We start from the raw sequence: 19648 nt of genomic DNA on the forward strand, positions 1-19648 counted from the left end.
CACACCGCCAACTCCCTCCGGTCCGGCGCATGCACGGCACCGGGCCGGGTACGCGACGTCGTACACCGGCCCGGAGTCACCGGGCCGTCGAGGAGGCGGTATTCATGGGACTCGGAGGATGCATCGTCCTCATCGGTGCGGGGGCGATCCTGGCCTTCGCCACCGACTGGGAGATGGACACCGTGAACGTGGACCTGGTCGGCTGGATCATGATGATCGTCGGCGTCATCGGCGTCTTCGTCTACGCGAGCATCATGCGCCGCCGCCGCATGCTCGTGCCGCCGACCACCACGGTCGTACCGGACGACGAGCGGCGCCTGATGTAGGCCGCTCGTCCTGCCCGGCTCCCCCGTACGTCAGCCCCGGTCGTCCATCCCGGCCAGCACCAGCGGCAGCCGGGAGGCGCCGTCCGCGGTGACGTGGACGGGGACGCCCCAGTCCTGCTGGTGCACATGGCAGGCGGGGTACTCGTTCGCCGGGTCGTCGTCGCAGGACGCGGCCATCGCCGAGACGTGCAGGACGCCCTCGGTGACCCCCTCGGCGAGGACCAGGTCACGGCCCAGGTCGGTGCCCGGCCCCGAGCCCTCGGCCAGCAGCTCCGGCGGGGTCGAGGAGACCAGCAGCCGGGTCGAGGGTCCGTAGCGGGTGTCCAGCTTCTGTCCCGCCGGCGCCTGGAAGACGACGTCCAGGCGGAGCGTGCCCGGCGCGATCGCGGTGGCCGCCCGCTGGGTGCGGTGGGCCCGGTCCGCGACCCGGACGGCCTCCTCGGGGAGCCGTAGCCGGGTCAGCCGGTGCCGGGCGGACTCCACGACCACCAGATCACCCTCGACCAGCACGGCGTCGGACGGCTCGCGCAGGTCGGTGGCGAGCGTCGTGACCTCACCGCTCTCCGGGTCGAACCGCCGCAGGGCGTGGTTGTACGTGTCGCTGACGGCGACCGAGCCGTCGGGCAGCGCGGTGACTCCCAGCGGGTGCTGGAAGAGCGCCTGGCCGGCGGCGCCGTCCCGGTGGCCGAAGTCGAAGAGGCCGGTGCCCACGGCGGTGTGCACCGCGCCGTCCCGGTCCACGTACCGCAGCGCGGAGGTCTCCGAGTCCGCGACCCAGAGCCGGTCCTCGGTGGCGGCCAGCCCGGACGGCTGCGCAAACCACGCCTCGGGGCCCGGCCCGTCGACCAGCCCCTCGTTGGTCGTCCCCGCCGCGACCCGTACGGTGCCGCTCTCCGGGTCGTACGTCCACAGCTGGTGCACACCCGCCATGGCGATCCACAGCCGGTCGCCGAACCAGGCGATGTCCCACGGCGAGGAGAGGTCCACCTCGGTGGCGGGCCCTTCGGTGGCCGAGCCCTGCCACCACTGACAGCCGGTGCCCGCCAGCGTGGTGGTGGTGCCGGTGGCCGGGTCGAGGGCCCGGATCGCGTGGTTGACCGTGTCCGCGACGGCGATCCGGCCGTCCGGCAGCAGCGCGAGCCCCTGCGGCTCGCTGAAGCGGACCTTGTCCGGCCCGCCGTCGGCGAACCCGCGCTCGCCGGTACCGAAGTGCCCACGGACCGTCTCGCCGTCCGCGTCCAGCTCGACCAGCCGGTGCCGGGTGGTGTCGGAGACCAGGAAGCCGCCGTCCGCCAGGGCCAGCGCCTTGCCCGGGAAGCGCAGATGGGTCGCCACCGGCTCCGGGGCGACGTACGGGCCGTCGCCGCGCCGCAGGGTGCCCTTGGCCGCGTGCTCCGCCTCCAGCTCCTCGACCAGCTTCTCGATGGCGTGCGCGTGCCCCTCACCCGCGTGCTGGGCGACGACGTACCCCTCGGGGTCCACCACGACCAGCGTGGGCCAGGCCCGCACGGCGTACTGCTTCCAGGTGGCCAGCTCCGGGTCGTCCAGGACGGGGTGGTGCACCTCGTAGCGCTCCACGGCGTCCACGACCGCCTGGTGCTCCGCCTCGTGCACGAACTTGGGCGAGTGGACGCCGATGATCACCACGGTGTCGCGGTGCTTCTCCTCCAGCTCGCGCAACTCGTCCAGGACGTGCAGACAGTTCACACAGCAGAAGGTCCAGAAGTCCAGGATGACGATGCGTCCCCGCAGGTCGGCGAGGGTGTACGAGCGGTCTCCGGTGTTGAGCCAGCCGCCCTTGCCGATCAGTTCGGGGGCGCGGACGCGTGCACGTGCTGTCATGCCACCAGTCAACCTCACCGGGACCTGCCCGCATTCCGCCGGGGCATCCGGGAACCTGTGACACATGAGACTTCTCGTACGCGAGCGTATGTTCGCCATCGGTGACGACTACTGGATCGAGGACGCGGACGGGCGCAAGCTCTTCCTCGTCGACGGCAAGGCCATGCGGCTGCGGGACACCTTCGAGCTGAAGGACACCGAGGGCCGGGTCCTGGTGGAGATCCGCCAGAAGCTGATCAGCCTGCGCGACACGATGCTCATCGAGCGCGAGGGCGAGGAGCTCGCCAAGGTCAAGCGGAAGCGGCTCTCCCTGCTGCGCAACCACTACCGGGTCTCGCTGGTGGAAGGCACCGAACTCGACGTCAGCGGCAAAATCCTGGACCGTGAGTTCGCCATCGACTACGACGGTGAACTGCTGGCCCAGATCTCCCGGCGCTGGCTCACCGTCCGTGACACCTACGGCATCGACATCGTGCGCGAGGACGCCGATGTGCCGCTGCTGGTCGCGGTGGCCGTGTGCGTGATCGTCCTCGCCGACAAGGAACGCGAGGGCTGAACCCGAATGGCCCCTGTTTCACGTGAAACAGGGGCCAGGGGAAACAGGGGCCAGGGGATGAGGAACGCCCCCAGGCGCTCAGCGGCGCGCGGCGAGGCCCAGGCGGCGGTCCTTGAGGGCGGGGAACTGCTCACGGATCGTGCCGGTCCTCGCCGGGTCGAACTCCACGGTGAGCACCTCCTCGTCCGGTCCGGCCTCGGCGAGCACCTCGCCCCAGGGGTCCACGACGATGCTGTGCCCCGCCTGCTGGATGTCCGCGTGCGTGCCCGCCGAGCCCACGGCCAGGACGTACGCCTGGTTCTCCACGGCCCGCGCCTTCGCCAGCAGCGTCCAGTGCGTACGGCGGCGCTCCGGCCAGCCGGCCACCACCACCAGGGTCTCGGAGCCCGCGTCGATCAGGCCCCGGAACAGCTCGGGGAACCGCAGGTCGTAACAGGTGGCGAGGCCGATCACGGTCTCCGGGAGGGCGACGGAGACCAGTTCCTCGCCCGCGCCCATCATCACGGCCTCGCCCTTGTCGAAGCCGAAGCGGTGGATCTTGCGGTATGCGGCCGCCCGCTCCCCCTCGGGCGAGAAGACAAGGGAGGTGTTGTAGAGCGTGCCGTCCTCGGCCCGCTCGACGAACGAGCCCGCGTGCAGCCAGACACCGGCCTCGGCGGCGGCCTTCGCCATCACGTGGTGCGTGGGGCCGAGCAGCGGCTCTGACTCGGTCTCGAACGCGGTGTAGTTGAACGCGCCGACCGGCCACAGCTCGGGAAGGACGACCAGATCCACTCCCCGCTGGGCGACGACCAGTGAAGCCGCGCGTTCCCTACGGGAATTGACCGACTCGTCCGGGTTTACAGCGATCTGGATGAGGGAGGCGTGCACACTACCACCGTCCTGGCAGGGGAGAGGTCAACACCGGCCTACGATCGTCACACGAAAGCACTGCCGGGGTGCTCGCTCGCAGCGTAACTTAGCGAGCGAACCACCCACGCCACCCGCCGTCAGTACCGGCCAGCCCGCCGGAACTACCTGCTCTTCAGCCCATGCACCGCAGAACCGCACGAGGGGTCCCGTGACCGTCCATCCCAGCCTGCAAACCTACGCCGACGCCTGGACCCAGTCCATCGAGTCGATAGCCGAGCTGGTGAAGCCACTCACCGAGGGGGAGTGGAATCGCCGTACGCCCTGCCCGGGGTGGTCCGTGCGGGACATCGTCTCGCACGTCATCGGGATGGAGTGCGAGCAGCTCGGCGATCCGCGTCCGATCCACTCGCTGCCGCGCGACCTCTACCACGTGCAGAACGACCTCCAGCGGTACATGGAGATGCAGGTGGACGTCCGGCGCCATCACACGGCGCCGGAGATGACCTCGGAGCTGGAGTACGTACTCATCCGGCGCATGCGCCAGCTGCGCAACGAGTCGCGCGCCCCCGAGACCATGGTGCGGGCGCCCCTGGGCACCGAGCAGACGTTGGAACTGGCCCTCCACATGCGCGCCTTCGACGTCTGGGTGCACGAGCAGGACCTGCGGACGACGTTGGGGCAGCCGGGCGGCCTGGACTCCCCCGGTGCGCTGATCGCCCGGGACATCCTGCTGGACGCCCTGCCGAAGGTGGTCGCCAAGGACGCGGGCTCGCCGCCCCATTCGGCCGTGGTCTTCGATGTGAACGGGCCGGTGGAGTTCCTGCGCACGGTCCGGGTCGACGCCGAGGGCCGCGGTTCGGTCGACGGTTCGCCGTCGCTGGGTCCGGCGGCGACCCTGGCCATGGACTGGGAGACGTACTACCGGCTGGCCTGCGGGCGGGTGCGGCCGCAGGCGGTGGAGGACCGGATCAAGATCGAGGGCGATCAGGCTCTCGCGGCGGCGATCCTGGACAACTTCGCCGTGACGCCGTAGCCGGCCCCACCCTCCGCGTGCGGATGACCGCTGTCCCTTGTCCGTGCCCTCGGCAGGGCGCGGACAGGGGACCAGCGGTCCGCGGAGAGACCTCCCCGTACCCGGCGCCTCACACGGGCACGTGCACGGCCTCCACCCGGCTGACCACGTGGTGGTCGCGTTCGCGCCGCGTGGCGCGGGCGTGCAGGCGCAGGATCTGCGCCACTCCGAGCGCCTCCAGGACGAACACCGAGGCGAACGCCACGCGGTAGTTGTCCCCGGTCGCGTCCAGCAGGACGCCGACCGCGAAGAGCGTGGTCATCGAGGCGATGAAGCCGCCCATGTTGACGATCCCGGACGCGGTGCCCTGGCGCTCCGGCGGGTTGGCGGGCCGCCCGAAGTCGAAGCCGATCATCGACGCCGGACCGCAGGAGCCGAGCACCACGCAGAGCGTGATCAGCAGCCACATCGGCGCGTGGTCGCCCGGGTAGAAGATCGTGGACGCCCAGAGCAGTGCCGTCATCGCGACCGTCCCGAGGGCGAGCGGGGCGCGCGCCGCGTGGTGCCGGGCGATGACCTGCCCGTAGACCAGCCCCACCACCATGTTGGAGAGCACCACCAGGGTGAGCAGTTCACCGGCGGTCCCCCGGCTCAGCCCTTGTGCCTCCACCAGGAAGGGCATGCCCCACAGCAGCAGGAAGACCATGCCGGGGAACTGGGTCGTGAAGTGCACCCACATCCCCAGCCGGGTGCCCGGTTCACGCCAGGACGCCGCGATCTGCTTCCGCACGAACGCCGCCCCGGCGTGTTCGGCGGGCGGCGGCTCATGGCCTTCGGGGTGGTCCTTCAGGAAGAGCAGCAGCAACACCAGCACCACCACACCCGCCAGCGAACTGCCGACGAACGTGGTGGTCCAGCCGAACCCGTGCAGGGCGCGCGCGATGACCAGGGTCGAGACGAGGTTGCCCGCCATCCCGAAGAGCGCCGCGACCTGGCTGATCATCGGCCCGCGCCGGGCCGGGAACCACCGGGAGCCGAGCCGCAGGACGCTGATGAAGGTCATCGCGTCGCCGCAGCCAAGCAGGGCACGGGAGGCGAGCGCCATGCCGTACGAGGGGGAGAGCGCGAAGCCGAGCTGCCCCAGGGTGAACAGCACGGCGCCGAGGGCGAGCACCTTCTTGGTGCCGAGCCGGTCGACCATCAGGCCGACGGGTATCTGCATGCCCGCGTAGACGAGCAGTTGGAGGATCGAGAAGGTGGACAGCGCCGAGGCGTTGACGTCGAACCGGTCCGCCGCGTCGAGTCCGGCGACCCCCAGGCTCGTACGGAAGATGATGGCGACGAAGTAGACGGCGACGCCGATGCCCCAGATCCAGACGGCACGCCGGCCGCCGGGTGGGTCACCGGGCAGCGAGAGGGTGGGGGCGGCGGACGTCATCGGTCGTCACCCCGCACCAGCACCTTGACCCGGCTGACATGGCGGCGGACGACCAGCGCGGCGCCCTCCGCGTCACCGGCCCGGATGGCGTCCAGCAGCTCCCCGTGCTCGGTGATGTTGGCGGCGATCCTGTCCGGGTGCGCCTCCATCACCGCGACCCCCATCCGCAACTGCCGGTCGCGGAGCTGGTCGTAGAGGCGCGAGAGGATCTCGTTGCCCGCGTTGCGCACGATCTCGGCGTGGAAGCAGCGGTCCTTGACGGACACGGCGGCCAGATCACCGGCGTGGGCGAGCTGCCGCTGCTCCTCCAGGAGTTCCTCCAGCCGGGCCACGAGCTTCGGGGAGGCCGGGACCGCCTTGCGGGCGGCGAACTCCTCCACCAGCAGCCGGGTCTCCACGACGTCCGAGATCTCCTGGGCGGAGACGGCCAGCACCAGCGCACCCTTCTTCGGGTAGAGCTTGATCAGCCCTTCGACCTCCAGCCGGAGCAGCGCCTCCCGGACGGGCGTACGCGAGACCCCGACGGCCTCCGCGAGGTCGCCCTCGGTCAGGAGCGTGCCGCCCTCGTAGCGGCGGTCCAGGACGGCTTCCTTGATGTGGGTGTAGACCCGCTCGGCGGCGGGAGGGCGCTTGACGGGAGGCGACGACGGACGTACGGGGGCGGAGGGTGCGGCAGGCATGCACACAGCATAGATACAACAGGTACGCATCGGCTCCCGCGTCCGGATCCTGGACCGCCGCGGCCCGGCCCAGCGGTCCTGCGCCCCGCCCGCGCCCGCACGGCGTGCGCTACGTTGATGCGGTGACAGGCCACGCCATCGAAGAGGTACGTCTCACCGCGTTCAAGAGCTTCCGCGGCGCGGTGCTCCCGCTGGCACCCCTGACCGTCCTCATCGGACGCAACAGCAGCGGCAAGTCCAACGCCCTCGACGGTCTGGAAGTCCTCTCGCGACTGGCCCGTGGCGACGACATCAGCGAGGCGATCGACAGCCGGCGCAGCGCGGCGGGTCCGGTGCGCGGCGGGCTGAGCGGTTGCGTGCCGCACGGCTCGGACCGGTTCTCGCTCGGGTGCACGGTCACGACCGAGCGCGGCCCCGTCACGCTGGATGTGACGATCCAGGTGGAACCCGGGGTCCGGATCATCGAGGAACGGATCACCGGCCCCACTCCCGGTGGCATCCGCCCCCTTCTCACCAGCGGAGACGTGACACCGCTCCGCCCGGACATCCACGCCTCGTGGCACAACGGGAAGCCGGGCCGGAACCCACGTGCCCTGTTCCGGGGCACACGGCTGCTCACCTCACAACTGCCTCTGCGTCTCTCCGGCGACAGCGAGGGCGAGCGGGACACCGGCTGGGCGGCCGAGTCCTTGCTGACCGCGCTGACCGGGGCCTTCCACCTCGATCCCGTACCGCATCTGATGCGCCAGTACGTACAGGCCCGCGACTCCCGTCTCCGCAGGACGGCGGAGAACCTCTCGGCGGCGATCGGCGACATCAAACGTCATGACCAGGAGACCTTCACGAACCTCGTCGGCCTCCTCCGAGGCCTGGCCGATCACGACATCGAGCGACTCGTCGTCACCAGGTCCGAGCTGGGAGACGTCATGCTCGCGCTCGACGAGGGCCCTCTGGGGCTCACCCCCGCCCGCGAGATGAGCGACGGCATGCTCAGGTTCCTGGCGGTCACCACCTCGCTGCTGACCGGCGGTGAAGGGCTGGACCTGGGGCTCGTACCGGACGCCGGGTCCGAGCGCTCCCTCACCCTGGTCATCGAGGAGCTGGAGAACGGCCTCCACCCGTCCCAGGCCACGGAGGTGCTGCGCCTGGTACGGGAAGCGGCCGCCGAAAGCGCCACTCGGGTCCTGATCACCACCCACAGCCCCGCCCTGCTCTCCGCCCTGAGCGGCGACGACCACCAGGGGGTCATCGTCTGTTCGCGGGACCGCTCGACCGGCGCCAGCCTCCTGACCCGGCTCACCGAACTCGACGGCTACGCCTCGGCCATGGGCTCCGGGCCGCTGGGGGACGTGGTGACCCACGGCAGACTGGCCCGGGAGGACCGTGGCGAGCGGGACTACTCGGAGTTCGACCGGCTTCTCGGGATCGGGTGAACCAGTGGCTCGGGGGGTGGAGTTCGTCGACACGTCGATCCTGTGCAACCTGCTGGAGGTGCCCGGGAAGTGCCAGGACCGCAAGCGGGCGGTAGAGGAGCTGAAGAGCAAGCGCGAACGCCGGGAGACCGACCTTCTGTTGCCGGTCACAGCCGTTATCGAAACGGGTAACCACATCGCCCAGGTCTCCGACGGCCGATCGCGCCGTTCGTGCGCGGAACGGTTCTCCGGCGTCCTGGTCACGGTCATCGAGGGCAAGGCGCCCTGGGCGCTCAACGAGGTCGAATGGGACGGCGCCCATCTGCGGGCCCTGGTGGCCGGCGGCAGTACCGGCAGCAGTCTGATCGAGCACGCCTGCAACCGGCTCGGCTGCGGCGACCTGAACATCCTGATCGAGCGGGACCGGTATCTCGCCCGCACCTCCGGCGTCCGGGCCACCATCTGGACGCTGGACGAGTTGCTCAGCTCGTACAGCTGACCGCCGCCGCCCCCTCGGGCATATTCACCCGTCCGTGCGTACAGCCCCCGGGCCACCTCATGAGTCTCACCACTGAGCGCACCGCCTCCGTGCCGGTGCCCGGCAGAGACATTTGGAGCGTTGACCTTGATACACGGCATTACGGGCGCTCGTCGCGCATCGGTCGCGACCGTGATCGCCCTGACCACGGGCGCCCTCCTCGCGGGCGGGGCGTTCGCCTCCGGGGCCCAGGCCGCGGCCCCGCCGACGCCCTCGATCACCGCCAAGGGCGGTTTCGTGATGAACGACGGCACCGGAAAGACGCTGTACACCAAGGCCGCCGACACCCGGCGCCCGACCGGTTCCACCACCAAGATCATGACGGCCAAGGTGGTCCTGGCCCAGAAGAACCTGAATCTGGACTCCAAGGTCACGATCCAGAAGGCCTACAGCGACTACATCGTCTCCAAGAACGCCTCCTCGGCCCGGCTGATCGTCGGGGACAAGGTGACGGTGCGCCAGCTGCTGTACGGCCTGATGCTCCCCTCCGGCTGTGACGCGGCCTACGCGCTCGCGGACAAGTTCGGCTCCGGCAGCACCCGCGCGGCCCGGGTGAAGTCGTTCATCGGCAAGATGAACTCCAGCGCCAAGAGCCTGGGGCTGAAGAACACCCACTTCGACTCGTTCGACGGCATCGGCAGCGGCAAGAACTACTCGACGCCCCGCGACCTGACGAAGCTCGCGAGCAACGCGATGAAGAACTCCACGTTCCGCGCGATCGTGAAGACCAAGTCGACCAAGCAGAAGGTCACCACCAAGAGCGGCGGCTACCGCTACATGGAGTGGGCCAACACCAACCCGCTGCTGGGCGGGTACAGCGGCGCGATCGGCGTGAAGACCGGCTCGGGCCCGACCGCGAAGTACTGCCTGGTCTTCGCCGCGACCCGCAAGGGCAAGACGGTGATCGGGACGGTGCTGACGTCGTCCTCGGTGAGTACCCGGACGGCCGACGCGAAGAAGCTGCTGGACTACGGGTTCAAGAAGTAGCCGCGCCGCGGTGTGGAGAAGGGGTCCGGCCCGCGCGACGCGGGCCGGACCCCTTCGCCGTGTGCGCTACGGCTGCCGGCGCAGGTCCGCCGTGAAGGCGTCCCAGGCGGCGGCCGCGACGGTGACGACAGGCCCTTCGGCCCGCTTGGAGTCGCGGAGGGCGACGGTACGGGGGATGTTGCGGGCGACCTCGACGCATTCTTGCCCTGAGTTGCCGCCGCTGTAGCTGGACTTGACGAACTTGTACCCGAGCACGCGGTCTACAGCTCCTTGAGGATGTCGTTGATGAGTCCGACCGAGTTGTGCTGTGCGAGCGCCAGACGCGAGACCCGCCCGAAGAGGCTGCCGTGTCGGTGTGCATCAGTATCGCTCTCCAACCAGAGCGTGGTCGAGGTCGTATCCATGTGAACCACGTCCAATGCTCCCGGCTCGGCGAACGAAACGATGGTGAAGGCGCTCGTCATCCCAGGATGGGCGCCCGCCAGGTGCGGCAGGATCTGCAGCTTCACATTCGGTCGCCGCGCCATGTCGAGCAGTCGCCCCAACTGCTCCCTCATCACATCGCGCCCTCCGACTAGTTGGCGCAGAGCCCCCTCGTGCACCACCGCCCACAGCTCAAGTGGCTGTTCGCCGGTCAGCCGCGCCTGTCGAGACATCCGGCCCGCGACAAAGGGTTCGATTTCATCGGGGTCTTCCCAGGAACCGTTTCCCACTGCCAAGGCCCTGGCGTAATCAGGCGTCTGCAACAGGCCGGGAACGATGGCGAGCTGCCACGTACGCAGGCTGGTGGCGATGTCTTCCAGAGCCACGTACTCGACCATGGACTGGAGTCCGGGGTACTGGTTCCACCATCCGCTGGCCTTTCGACGCTCGCGATCGGTCTTGGCCAGGGCGAGAAGCCTGGCGACGACATCCTCGTCGGTCTCGCCGTAGAGATGACACAGGGCCCTGATGTCCGGGTCCCGTATCGGCACCAGGCCACGCTCGATCTTGGCCACCTTCGCGACCGAGGCCGTCAGCGCTTCCGCCGCGTGGGACTGGCGCAAGGAGCGCGCCTCCCGCAGCCGGAGCAACTCGCCGCCGAGACGACGTCCCAGCACCGTTGAAACCGTCCGGCCCCGATCAGGCCTGTTGCCTGCCACATCGCATCCCCTCGCCAAGTTCCCCAAGTCTGGGACGCATTCTCCTCGAACACCAACTAGGGCAGAGAACTTTCTGCCCGAACTTATTGCTGCACACTCGACCACACCGCTACTGTCGGTGTTCCACCGCTCGCACAGCGGAACCACCCAGCGGAAGTGCACCGCCCTGCCCTGCTCCGGGCCGCCCCGGCCCCCCGCACCGCAGGTACCGGCATCGCCACCGCCCGCACCCCACGGAGGCACGCGTCCATGACCGCAGCCCAGGAAGTCCCCGCGCCCGAACCCGTCCTCCGCCGGGACCGGCTCGACTACACCCCCACGTCCCGCAGCGTCTCCCTCTCCCGGCACCGCGTCACCCGGCTGGTGACCCAGTGGGGGTATCCGCACCTGGCCTGCGACGCGGCGTTGCTGGTCAGCGAGTTGGCGACGAACGCCCTGCTGCACGGCTCGCTCCGGGGCCGGCTCTTCCGGGTGGAGCTGACCCTCACCGCCGCCGCGCTCCGGATCGCGGTCAGCGACCCGCGCGGGGAACGGTTGCCGGGCCTGCGCGCGGCCGAGGACGACGAGTGCTACGGGCGGGGCCTCATGATCGTGGCGCGGCTCGCCGACGACTGGGGCGTCGAGCCGCGTGCCGTGGGCAAGACGGTCTACGCCGAACTCTCCGTGCGGCGACCGGTGCCGGACATGCCGATGGGCCCGCACGTACTCCGCGCGGGCCCATCCGTCACACGTACCGCAGGGGCCGTCAGGCCCAGGTGATCAGCCGCTTCGGCTGTTCCAGGATCGCCGCGACGTCCGCGAGGACCTTGGAGCCCAGCTCGCCGTCGACCAGCCGGTGGTCGAACGACAGGGCCAGCGTGGTCACCTGGCGGGGCTTCACCTTGCCCTTGTGGACCCACGGCTGGAGCTTGATGGCTCCGACCGCGAGGATCGCGGACTCACCCGGGTTGAGAATCGGGGTGCCCGTGTCCACGCCGAAGACGCCGACGTTGGTGATGGTCACCGTGCCGCCCGCCATCGCCGCCGGGGACGTACGGCCCTCGCGGGCCGTGGAGACCAGTTCGCCCAGCGCCTCCGCGAGCTGCGGCAGGGTCTTCTCGTGCGCGTCCTTGATGTTCGGCACGATCAGACCGCGCGGGGTGGCCGCGGCGATGCCCAGGTTGACGTAGTGCTTCTGGACGATCTCCTGGGCGGCCTCGTCCCAGGAGGCGTTGACGTCCGGGTTGCGCTTGATCGCGACCAGGAGGGCCTTGGCGATGATCAGGAGCGGGTTGACCCGCACCCCTGCCATCTCCTTGTCCTCCTTCAGCTCCGCCACCAGCTTCATCGTGCGCGTCACATCGACGGTGACGAACTCGGTGACGTGCGGGGCCGTGAAGGCGCTGCCGACCATGGCCTGGGCGATGGCCTTGCGCACCCCCTTGACCGGGACACGGGTCTCCCGGGCGCCCTGGACGGAGACCACGGTCTCCTCGGGGGCGGCCGGTGCCGGCTCGACGGCGGGTGCCGGCTGTACGGGCGCGGCCGGCTGGGCCGGAGCCGCCGCCGCGTGGACGTCCTCACGGGTGATGATGCCGCCCTCACCGGTCGGGGTGACCGTGGCGAGGTCGATCCCCAGATCCTTGGCGAGCTTGCGCACCGGCGGCTTGGCCAGCGGGCGGCCCTCCAAGACCGGTGCGGGGGCGGGCTCGGCGGCGCGGCCGTTCAGCTCGGCCTGGACGGCGGCGGCGGCCGGGCCGGGGACCGCGACGCCCTTGCGGGCCCGCCGCTTGGTGGAGCTCTCGGCCACGCCGTACCCGACGAGCACCGGCTGACGGCCCTTGGGGGCCTCCTCCGCCTCGGGTTCCGGTACGGCCTCCTGTACGGGTTCCGCTTGCGCCGGGGCGTCACCGCTGCCGGGGGCCACGTCCACGGCGATGATCACCTCGCCGACGTCCACGGTCGTGCCCTCGGGGAAGCGCAGCTCGTGCACCACCCCGTCGAACGGGACCGGCAGCTCGACAGCGGCCTTGGCGGTCTCGACCTCGCAGACCACCTGGCCGTCGGTGACGGTGTCGCCGGGCTGGACATACCACTTGAGGATTTCCGCCTCGGTCAGTCCCTCGCCCACATCGGGCATCTTGAACTCACGGAAGCGGGCAGACGTATCGGTCATCGTCGTCACGAACCTCTCCTCAGTACGCCAGCGAGCGGTCGACGGCGTCGAGCACCCGGTCCAGGCCCGGGAGGTACTCGTCCTCCAGCCGGGCCGGCGGGTACGGGGCGTGGTAGCCGCCGACCCGCAGAACGGGGGCTTCGAGGTGGTAGAAGCAGCGCTCGGTGATCCGGGCGGCGATCTCGGCCCCGGAGCCGTAGAACACCGGCGCCTCGTGGACCACCACGAGCCGGCCGGTCTTCTCGACGGACGCCTGGACGGCGTCGAAGTCGATCGGGGACATCGACCGCAGGTCCAGGACCTCGATCGACTTGCCCTCCTCCTGCGCGGCGGCGGCCGCCTCCAGGCAGACCTTCACCATCGGGCCGTACGCCACCAGGGTGAGGTCGGTGCCCTCGCGGACGGTGGCGGCGCTGTGCAGCGAGCCGGGGATGGCCTCGGTGTCCAGCTCGCCCTTGTCCCAGTACCGGCGCTTGGGCTCGAAGAAGATGACCGGGTCGTCGCTCTGCACGGCCTGCTGCATCATCCAGTAGGCGTCGCTCGCGTTGGACGGCGAGACGACCTTCAGGCCGGCGACGTGCGCGAACAGGGCCTCGGGCGATTCGCTGTGGTGCTCGACGGCGCCGATGCCGCCGCCGTACGGGATGCGGATGACGACCGGCATCTTGACCTTGCCGAGCGCGCGGGCGTGCATCTTGGCGAGCTGGGTGACGATCTGGTCGTACGCCGGGAAGACGAAGCCGTCGAACTGGATCTCGACGACCGGGCGGTATCCGCGCAGGGCCAGGCCGATCGCCGTACCGACGATGCCGGACTCCGCGAGGGGGGTGTCGATGACCCGGTCCTCGCCGAAGTCCTTCTGGAGGCCGTCGGTGATCCGGAAGACCCCGCCGAGCTTTCCGACGTCCTCGCCCATGATCAGGACCTTGGGGTCGGTCTCCAGGGCCTTGCGCAGCGACTCGTTGAGCGCCTTGGCGATGGACATTTTCTGGGCGGCCATGGCTAGTTGCCCTCCTCGGCGAACGATGCCTGGTAGGCGGCGAACTGGGCGCGCTCCTCGTCGACGAGCGGGTTGCCGTCGGCGTAGGTGTGGTCGAACATCGCCAGCGGCTCGGGGTCGGGCATGTTGCGCACGGCCTCGCGGACGCGCTTGCCGAGGGCCTCGCTCTCCTCGTCCAGCGCGGTGAAGTACGCGGCGTCGGCGATCTCCTGCTTCTCCAGGTACGTACGGAGCCGGAGGATCGGGTCCTTCGCCTCCCAGGCCGCCGTCTCCTCGTCCGCCCGGTACTTGGTCGGGTCGTCGGAGGTGGTGTGGGCGCCCATCCGGTAGGTGAACGCCTCGACGAGGGTGGGGCCCTCGCCCCGGCGGGCGCGCTCCAGCGCCGACCTGGTGACGGCCAGGCACGCCAGCACGTCGTTGCCGTCCACCCGGACGCCGGGGAAGCCGTAGCCCTGGGCGCGCTGGTAGAGCGGCACCCGGGTCTGCTTCTCGGTCGGCTCGGAGATGGCCCACTGGTTGTTCTGGCAGAAGAAGACCACCGGGGCGTTGTACACGGCGGAGAAGGTGAAGGACTCCGCGACGTCGCCCTGGCTGGAGGCACCGTCACCGAAGTACGCGATCACGGCCGAGTCCGCGCCGTCCTTGGCGACGCCCATGGCGTAGCCGGTGGCGTGCAGGGTCTGCGAGCCGATGACGATCGTGTACAGGTGGAAGTTGTTGCTGTTGGGGTCCCAGCCGCCGTGGTTCACACCGCGGAACATGCCGAGCAGGTTGGTGGGATCGACCCCGCGGCACCAGGCGACGCCGTGCTCGCGATAGGTCGGGAAGACGTAGTCGTCGTCGCGGAGCGCCCGGCCCGAACCGATCTGCGCGGCCTCCTGGCCCAGCAGCGAGGCCCACAGGCCCAGCTCGCCCTGCCGCTGGAGCGCGGTGGCCTCGGCGTCGAAGCGGCGGGTCAGGACCATGTCCCGGTACAGACCGCGCAGCTCGTCGCCGCTCAGATCGATCGCGTAGTCGGGGTGCTCGACCCGCTCACCCTCCGGCGTCAGCAGCTGTACCAGCTGCGGCTCGGCGTTCTGCGGCTTCTTCGCGGCGCTGGTCCGCTTGCTGCTGCGTCGCGGTTTGCGCGCGGCAGTGCTCTCCACGGTCACGTGCGTGCTCCTCCGTCGGTCCGGCCCCCGGGATGGCCGGGCAACCAGTGCGGCTCGCCCGCGTCCGTACCCGTGCACGGGGTGGGTGCACTCGGCCGGAAACAGGCGTGACAGGTGCCCCGGCGAGCGCCCTGCAACAAGCACGTTACCCAGTGCTTCGCATAACTGCGAAACACCCTGTGACCTGCGATTTTGCTTGGATTTCCAAGTAAATCGAAAAAATCGCGAAGCCCTGCTGGTCACAGCGCTGACAACAGGACCCGGGGCCGCCGGAACAACCGCACGGTATCCCGGCCGCAAGCGCCAGGGAAGGGCGGACGGGAAAGGAGTGTGTGAGACTTCGTTTGTGCGTGAAGACGGAAAAATCACTGTATTCCTTCTCGACGACCATGAAGTCGTCCGCCGGGGAGTCCATGAGCTGCTCTCCGTCGAGGAGGACATCGAGGTCGTCGGCGAGGCGGGCACCGCCGCCGACGCCCTGGCGCGCATCCCGGCGACGCGTCCGGACGTGGCCGTCCTGGACGTACGGCTGCCGGACGGCAGCGGGGTGGAGGTCTGCCGCGAGGTCCGCTCCGCCGACGAGAACATCAAGTGCCTGATGCTCACCTCCTACGCCGACGACGAGGCCCTCTTCGACGCGATCATGGCCGGGGCCTCCGGTTACGTCCTGAAGGCGATCCGCGGCACCGAGCTGCTGAACGCGGTGCGCGACGTCGCGGCCGGGAAGTCGCTGCTCGATCCGGCGGCGACCGCGCGGGTGCTGGAGCGGCTGCGCGAGGGACGCACCGGCAGGGGCGACGAGCGACTGGCCGGCCTGACGGACCAGGAGCGCAAGATCCTCGACCTCATCGGCGAGGGGCTGACCAACCGGGTCATCGGCGAGCGGCTGCACCTCGCCGAGAAGACGATCAAGAACTACGTCTCCAGCCTGCTCGCCAAGCTGGGCATGGAGCGCCGCTCGCAGGCGGCCGCGTACGTGGCCCGCCTCCAGGCCGAGAAGCGCTGAGTACCCCTGACGGCCGGGCCGGGACTTTGGTCCCGGTCGGCTCGGGGCCGCCGACTCTTACCCGGTTCCTACAGGTACCGGACAGTGGGAGCCATGCCTTCTCCCCGCCCCTTCGACACCGGTACCGGCCTCGGCCCGGCATCCGGCTCCGGACCCCTCACCGGCCCCCACCACGGTTCCGGTCCTGATTCCGTTTCCGGCTCCGGGACGGGTCCGGGTCCCGGTTCCTCCTCGGCTCCGGAGAGGCGGCGGGCCATGGAGCTGCTGGCCCGGGTCCGCTACGGACGGCTGGCCACGAGCATGCGGGCGCTGCCGCTGCTGGCCGTGGCCCGGCACCAGGTGGTCGAGGGCCGGGTGCTCCTGCGGATGCACCGGGGCCTGGGCTACCACGAGTCCTGCGACGGCAGCGTGATCGCCTACGGGGCGGACAACTTCGACTCGGCCCCGGCGCCGGGCGACCCCGACGGCCTGTGGTCCGTGCACTTCACGGGCCCCGCGGAGCTCACGGACCCCGCCCCCGGCGAGCGCGCCCTCTTCGGCGCGGAGCCGTCCCGGGTGAACGGCGAACCGTTCGATCCGGTGTACATCCGGCTGGAACCGCACGTGGTCCGCATGCACACTCTGAGATTCGGCGCAAGTCCGTAAAACCAGCCACTCAGGGTCACCTAACATGTGGCGAGTGCCGCGCTCATCTGTGACTTTTCCACCTGTTCCTCCGGTCGGCGAGGTGCTGCGCCGCTACCCCCGTGCCGGTGAGCCCCTCGCCTGCGAGCCGCTCACCAAGGGGCTGCTGAACCACGGTTACCGGGTCTCCACCACCCGGGGGACGTACTTCCTCAAGCACCATCTCGACAAGCACCACCTCGACGACGCAAGCGGCGACCACGCCACCATCGTCCGCCAGCACCGCGCCACCCAGCGGTTGCATTCGCTGGGCGTCCCCGTCGCCCCGCCCCTCGCGGACACGGACGGTGACACGGTGACCGTCATCGAGGGGCGCCGCTATGCCCTGCACCCGTGGGTGGAGGGCCTCCACCGGGACGGCGGCCAGCTCACGACCGACCAGTCCCGGCGCCTCGGGGCGCTCCTCGGCGCCGTGCACACCGGCCTCGAGCAAGTGATGGGAGCGGCCCCGCCACCGGCCGTACGGGGGCAGAGTCCGGACCCCACCGACACGTTCGCGCTGATCGACGACCTGCTGGCGTCCGCCTCCGCGCACGGTACGGGCCCCCGGGACGCCTTCGACGAGCTGGCCGTGCACCGCCTCGTGGAGCGCCGCGCCCTGCTCGAACGGCACGCCCACCGGCGCCCGCCCCCGCCCGGGGAACCCGCCCGGGGATGGGTGCACGGCGACTTCCACCCGCTGAACCTGCTCTACCGGGGCGCCGACCCGGTGGCGATCGTGGACTGGGACCGGCTCGGCGTCCAGCCCCGCGCGGAGGAGGCGGTCCGGGCCGCGGCGATCTTCTTCGTCCGGCCCGGCGGAGAACTGGCCCTGGAGAAGGTACGGGCCTACGCCCGCGCCTACCGGCGCTCGGCCGGTGCCTCGGCGGCCGAACTCGCGGCGGCGGTGCACCGGGTGTGGTGGGAGCGGCTGAACGACTTCTGGATACTGCGCTGGCGCTACCGCCTGCACGACCGCAGGGCCGACCCGCAGTTCCCTGCGGTGTCGGCCCTGGCGGTGTGGTGGACGCGCGAGTACGAGACGGTCAGCGAGGCCTTCACGGGGTGAGGCCCGGCCCCCGCCCTACGGGGCGGTGTTGCCGGTGGTGGTGTTGCCCGCGGCCGCGCCGGCCGCGGCCCCGGCCGCCGTACCGGAGTTCGCCCCTTCCGAGCCCCCCTGGTTGCCGGACTCGCCGCCGGCGCCCCCCTCGGAGTCGCCGGGCTCGCCGGACGACCCGTCGGAGTCACCGGAACCGCCCTCCGTCGCCGTGCCGCCGTCGCTCGTCCCCGGATCGGGGGAGGAGGTGGGCTCCGTCGGTTCCTCGGTCGCCTTGGTCGGGGTGTCGGACGGCTGCCAGGAGGGCTGCCGGGTACGCCAGTTCTGGTTGCCCGAGGAGTTCTCGGGCTCCTTCGTCGCCTCGTCCGTCGCCTCGTCGGACGGTTCCGCCGAGGATGCGTCGGGCGACGGGGAGGTGGTCGCGGTGGGGGTCGTCTGTGTCTCCGGCGCGTCGTTCCCGCTGTTCGCGGCGTTGACCGCGAACGCCACCCCGGCACCGATCGCGACCAGGGCGAGCACGACGAAGAGCCACATCTTGCTGCGGCCACCGCCGCCGTTGTGGCCCCCACCGGTGTACGCCCCGTCGTCGGGGTTCATCGGCGGCAGGATGGGGCCCTGCGAGGTGTCCCCGTGCATGGGGTGCGGCATGGCGGTCGTGTGGCCGCCCATGTTCATCGCCGCGGTGTGACCGCCGTCGGCGCCCATGACCGGGCCGGTGTTCCACGTACCCGTGTGCCCGCCCTGCACCTGGAGCATCTGCAAGGCGTACTGGACCAGGCCACGCATCTCCTCGGCGCTCTGGAACCGGTCGTCCGGCTCCTTCGCCAGGGAACGCATGACCATGCCGTCCAGCTCCGGCGGCACGGCCTCGTAGACGTCCGACGGCGGTACCGGGGTGTCCTGGACGTGCTGGTACACCACCGACAGCGGCGTCTCGCCGGTGAACGGAGGCCGCATGGCCAGGAGTTCGTAGAGAAGGCAGCCGGTGGCGTAGAGGTCGGACCGGTGGTCGACCGCCTTGCCGAGCGCCTGCTCCGGGGAGAGGTACTGGGGCGTGCCCATGACCATGCCGGTCTGCGTCATCGTCGACTGGGCGCCGTGCAGCGCACGGGCGATGCCGAAGTCCATGACCTTCACCGCACCGGAGTTGGTGATGATCACGTTGGCCGGCTTGATGTCGCGGTGCACGATGCCGTGCTGGTGCGAGTAGGCCAGCGCCTCCAGCACGCCCGAGACGATGATCAGCGCCTGCTCGGGCGGCGGGGCCTCGGCGCTGATCAGCAGGTCGCGGATGGTGCGCCCCTCGACCAGCTCCATCACGATGTAGGGCACGGTCGCGCCGCCCACGACGTCCTCGCCGGAGTCGTACACGGCGACGATCGCATGGTGGTTGAGCCCGGCGACCGACTGCGCCTCGCGGGTGAAGCGTGCCTTGGAGACGGGGTCCTCGGCGAGATCGGAGCGGAGCAGCTTCACCGCGACGGTGCGTCCCAGACGCACGTCCTCCGCGGCGAACACCTCCGCCATCCCGCCCCGGCCGAGCCGGTGGGACATGCGGTAACGCCCGTCTCCGACCACACCACCGACACCCCAGGAGTCGGTGCCATCCGAAACTCCGCCGCCGTTTGCTTCGGAATCGGGTGCCATCAGTCCTCGCCGTCGTATCTGTCCACGCGTCCGCGCGTTCTCACGGTGTGCTGCATTGCCACGTCACGCTACAGCCTTCGGCCCACGTGCCGATTCCGAGAGTGACCGGTCATCCAATCGGCTGGCGCGGCGCCCGCGCAAATCCGGTGGGTTTCCTGTAACGCTTCCGAGACGCTTCTTGTGC

20 protein-coding genes are annotated in these 19648 nt (G+C 70.4%); 10 read left to right on the forward strand and 10 right to left on the reverse strand.

Annotation, left to right across the window (positions count from 1 at the left end):
• Positions 1 to 104 precede the first annotated feature (104 nt).
• Positions 105 to 326 carry a DUF6458 family protein gene (locus B9S64_RS15830; protein ID WP_028441589.1) on the forward strand — a complete coding sequence of 74 codons (222 nt, stop codon included), beginning with the start codon at positions 105 to 107 and terminating at the stop codon, positions 324 to 326.
• Between the two features lie 30 nt (positions 327 to 356).
• On the opposite strand, the gene B9S64_RS15835 is transcribed toward B9S64_RS15830, so the two are convergent.
• Positions 357 to 2168 carry an NHL domain-containing thioredoxin family protein gene (locus B9S64_RS15835; protein WP_103493018.1) on the reverse strand — a complete coding sequence of 604 codons (1812 nt, stop codon included), beginning with the start codon at positions 2166 to 2168 and terminating at the stop codon, positions 357 to 359.
• 64 nt (positions 2169 to 2232) lie between these two features.
• Here B9S64_RS15835 and B9S64_RS15840 point away from each other — a divergent pair, with 64 nt between their 5' ends.
• Entirely contained in the window at positions 2233 to 2724 is a 492-nt protein-coding gene (locus B9S64_RS15840; protein WP_103493017.1) for an LURP-one-related/scramblase family protein, read from the forward strand.
• Positions 2725 to 2802: 78 nt separating this feature from the next.
• Here B9S64_RS15840 and B9S64_RS15845 read toward each other — a convergent pair whose 3' ends face one another.
• The gene (locus B9S64_RS15845; protein ID WP_103493016.1) at positions 2803 to 3594 is read right to left on the reverse strand and encodes a carbon-nitrogen family hydrolase; all 792 of its coding nucleotides are present in this window, start codon (positions 3592 to 3594) and stop codon (positions 2803 to 2805) included.
• A 190-nt stretch (positions 3595 to 3784) separates the two neighbouring features.
• Between B9S64_RS15845 and B9S64_RS15850 the strand changes: the two genes are divergently transcribed.
• Positions 3785 to 4609, forward strand: a complete 825-nt coding sequence (locus B9S64_RS15850; protein ID WP_103493015.1) for a maleylpyruvate isomerase family mycothiol-dependent enzyme — start codon at positions 3785 to 3787, stop codon at positions 4607 to 4609.
• Positions 4610 to 4718: 109 nt separating this feature from the next.
• Here the strand turns inward: B9S64_RS15850 and B9S64_RS15855 are convergent, their stop codons facing one another.
• A complete protein-coding gene (locus B9S64_RS15855; protein WP_103493014.1) occupies positions 4719 to 6026 on the reverse strand; it encodes a nitrate/nitrite transporter in 1308 nt (435 codons plus the stop codon).
• Complete coding sequence (locus B9S64_RS15860) at positions 6023 to 6706, reverse strand: GntR family transcriptional regulator (protein WP_103493013.1); 684 nt, start codon at positions 6704 to 6706, stop codon at positions 6023 to 6025. Before B9S64_RS15860 ends, B9S64_RS15855 begins: the two co-directional genes overlap by 4 nt.
• A 122-nt stretch (positions 6707 to 6828) precedes the next feature.
• Here B9S64_RS15860 and B9S64_RS15865 point away from each other — a divergent pair, with 122 nt between their 5' ends.
• The 3 genes from B9S64_RS15865 (at position 6829) to B9S64_RS15875 (ending at position 9643) form a co-directional block, all read left to right on the forward strand.
• Positions 6829 to 8139: an AAA family ATPase gene (locus B9S64_RS15865; RefSeq protein ID WP_103493012.1), complete on the forward strand. Its 1311-nt coding sequence runs from the start codon at positions 6829 to 6831 to the stop codon at positions 8137 to 8139.
• A gap of 16 nt (positions 8140 to 8155) precedes the next feature.
• The gene (locus B9S64_RS15870) at positions 8156 to 8617 is read left to right on the forward strand and encodes a hypothetical protein (protein ID WP_037841271.1); all 462 of its coding nucleotides are present in this window, start codon (positions 8156 to 8158) and stop codon (positions 8615 to 8617) included.
• 174 nt (positions 8618 to 8791) lie between these two features.
• Complete coding sequence (locus B9S64_RS15875; protein WP_051673986.1) at positions 8792 to 9643, forward strand: D-alanyl-D-alanine carboxypeptidase family protein; 852 nt, start codon at positions 8792 to 8794, stop codon at positions 9641 to 9643.
• Positions 9644 to 9709: 66 nt separating this feature from the next.
• On the opposite strand, the gene B9S64_RS15880 is transcribed toward B9S64_RS15875, so the two are convergent.
• Both B9S64_RS15880 and B9S64_RS15885 read right to left on the reverse strand, forming a co-directional pair.
• A complete protein-coding gene (locus B9S64_RS15880) occupies positions 9710 to 9898 on the reverse strand; it encodes a DUF397 domain-containing protein (RefSeq protein ID WP_103493011.1) in 189 nt (62 codons plus the stop codon).
• A 5-nt stretch (positions 9899 to 9903) separates the two neighbouring features.
• On the reverse strand, positions 9904 to 10785 hold the full coding sequence (locus tag B9S64_RS15885) for a helix-turn-helix transcriptional regulator (RefSeq protein ID WP_103493034.1): 882 nt from the start codon (positions 10783 to 10785) through the stop codon (positions 9904 to 9906).
• Between the two features lie 249 nt (positions 10786 to 11034).
• On the opposite strand from B9S64_RS15885, the gene B9S64_RS15890 reads away from it, so the two are divergent.
• Positions 11035 to 11544 (forward strand): ATP-binding protein, encoded by a 510-nt coding sequence (locus tag B9S64_RS15890; RefSeq protein ID WP_103493010.1) that lies wholly within the window; start codon positions 11035 to 11037, stop codon positions 11542 to 11544.
• On the opposite strand, the gene B9S64_RS15895 is transcribed toward B9S64_RS15890, so the two are convergent.
• Genes B9S64_RS15895 through pdhA form a run of 3 tightly spaced genes read right to left on the reverse strand, consistent with a single transcriptional unit; the run spans position 11531 to position 15091 of the window.
• Entirely contained in the window at positions 11531 to 12949 is a 1419-nt protein-coding gene (locus B9S64_RS15895) for a dihydrolipoamide acetyltransferase family protein (RefSeq protein ID WP_103493009.1), read from the reverse strand. The two genes, B9S64_RS15890 and B9S64_RS15895, sit on opposite strands and share 14 nt — an antisense overlap.
• Before the next feature lie 10 nt (positions 12950 to 12959).
• Entirely contained in the window at positions 12960 to 13940 is a 981-nt protein-coding gene (locus tag B9S64_RS15900; protein ID WP_028441605.1) for an alpha-ketoacid dehydrogenase subunit beta, read from the reverse strand.
• 2 nt (positions 13941 to 13942) lie between these two features.
• Positions 13943 to 15091: a pyruvate dehydrogenase (acetyl-transferring) E1 component subunit alpha gene (gene pdhA, locus B9S64_RS15905; RefSeq protein ID WP_103493008.1), complete on the reverse strand. Its 1149-nt coding sequence runs from the start codon at positions 15089 to 15091 to the stop codon at positions 13943 to 13945.
• Between the two features lie 346 nt (positions 15092 to 15437).
• Between pdhA and B9S64_RS15910 the strand changes: the two genes are divergently transcribed.
• From B9S64_RS15910 to B9S64_RS15920, 3 genes are all read left to right on the forward strand, one after another.
• Entirely contained in the window at positions 15438 to 16097 is a 660-nt protein-coding gene (locus B9S64_RS15910; RefSeq protein ID WP_028441607.1) for a response regulator transcription factor, read from the forward strand.
• A 255-nt stretch (positions 16098 to 16352) separates the two neighbouring features.
• Positions 16353 to 16742, forward strand: a complete 390-nt coding sequence (locus B9S64_RS15915; protein ID WP_258038000.1) for a pyridoxamine 5'-phosphate oxidase family protein — start codon at positions 16353 to 16355, stop codon at positions 16740 to 16742.
• An 82-nt stretch (positions 16743 to 16824) separates the two neighbouring features.
• Entirely contained in the window at positions 16825 to 17829 is a 1005-nt protein-coding gene (locus tag B9S64_RS15920; protein WP_103493006.1) for a phosphotransferase, read from the forward strand.
• 15 nt (positions 17830 to 17844) lie between these two features.
• Here B9S64_RS15920 and B9S64_RS15925 read toward each other — a convergent pair whose 3' ends face one another.
• Positions 17845 to 19464, reverse strand: a complete 1620-nt coding sequence (locus tag B9S64_RS15925) for a protein kinase (RefSeq protein ID WP_103493005.1) — start codon at positions 19462 to 19464, stop codon at positions 17845 to 17847.
• Between the last annotated feature and the right edge of the window lie 184 nt (positions 19465 to 19648).

The organism is Streptomyces sp. SM18 (genome assembly GCF_002910775.2).
Classification (GTDB): domain Bacteria; phylum Actinomycetota; class Actinomycetes; order Streptomycetales; family Streptomycetaceae; genus Streptomyces; species Streptomyces halstedii.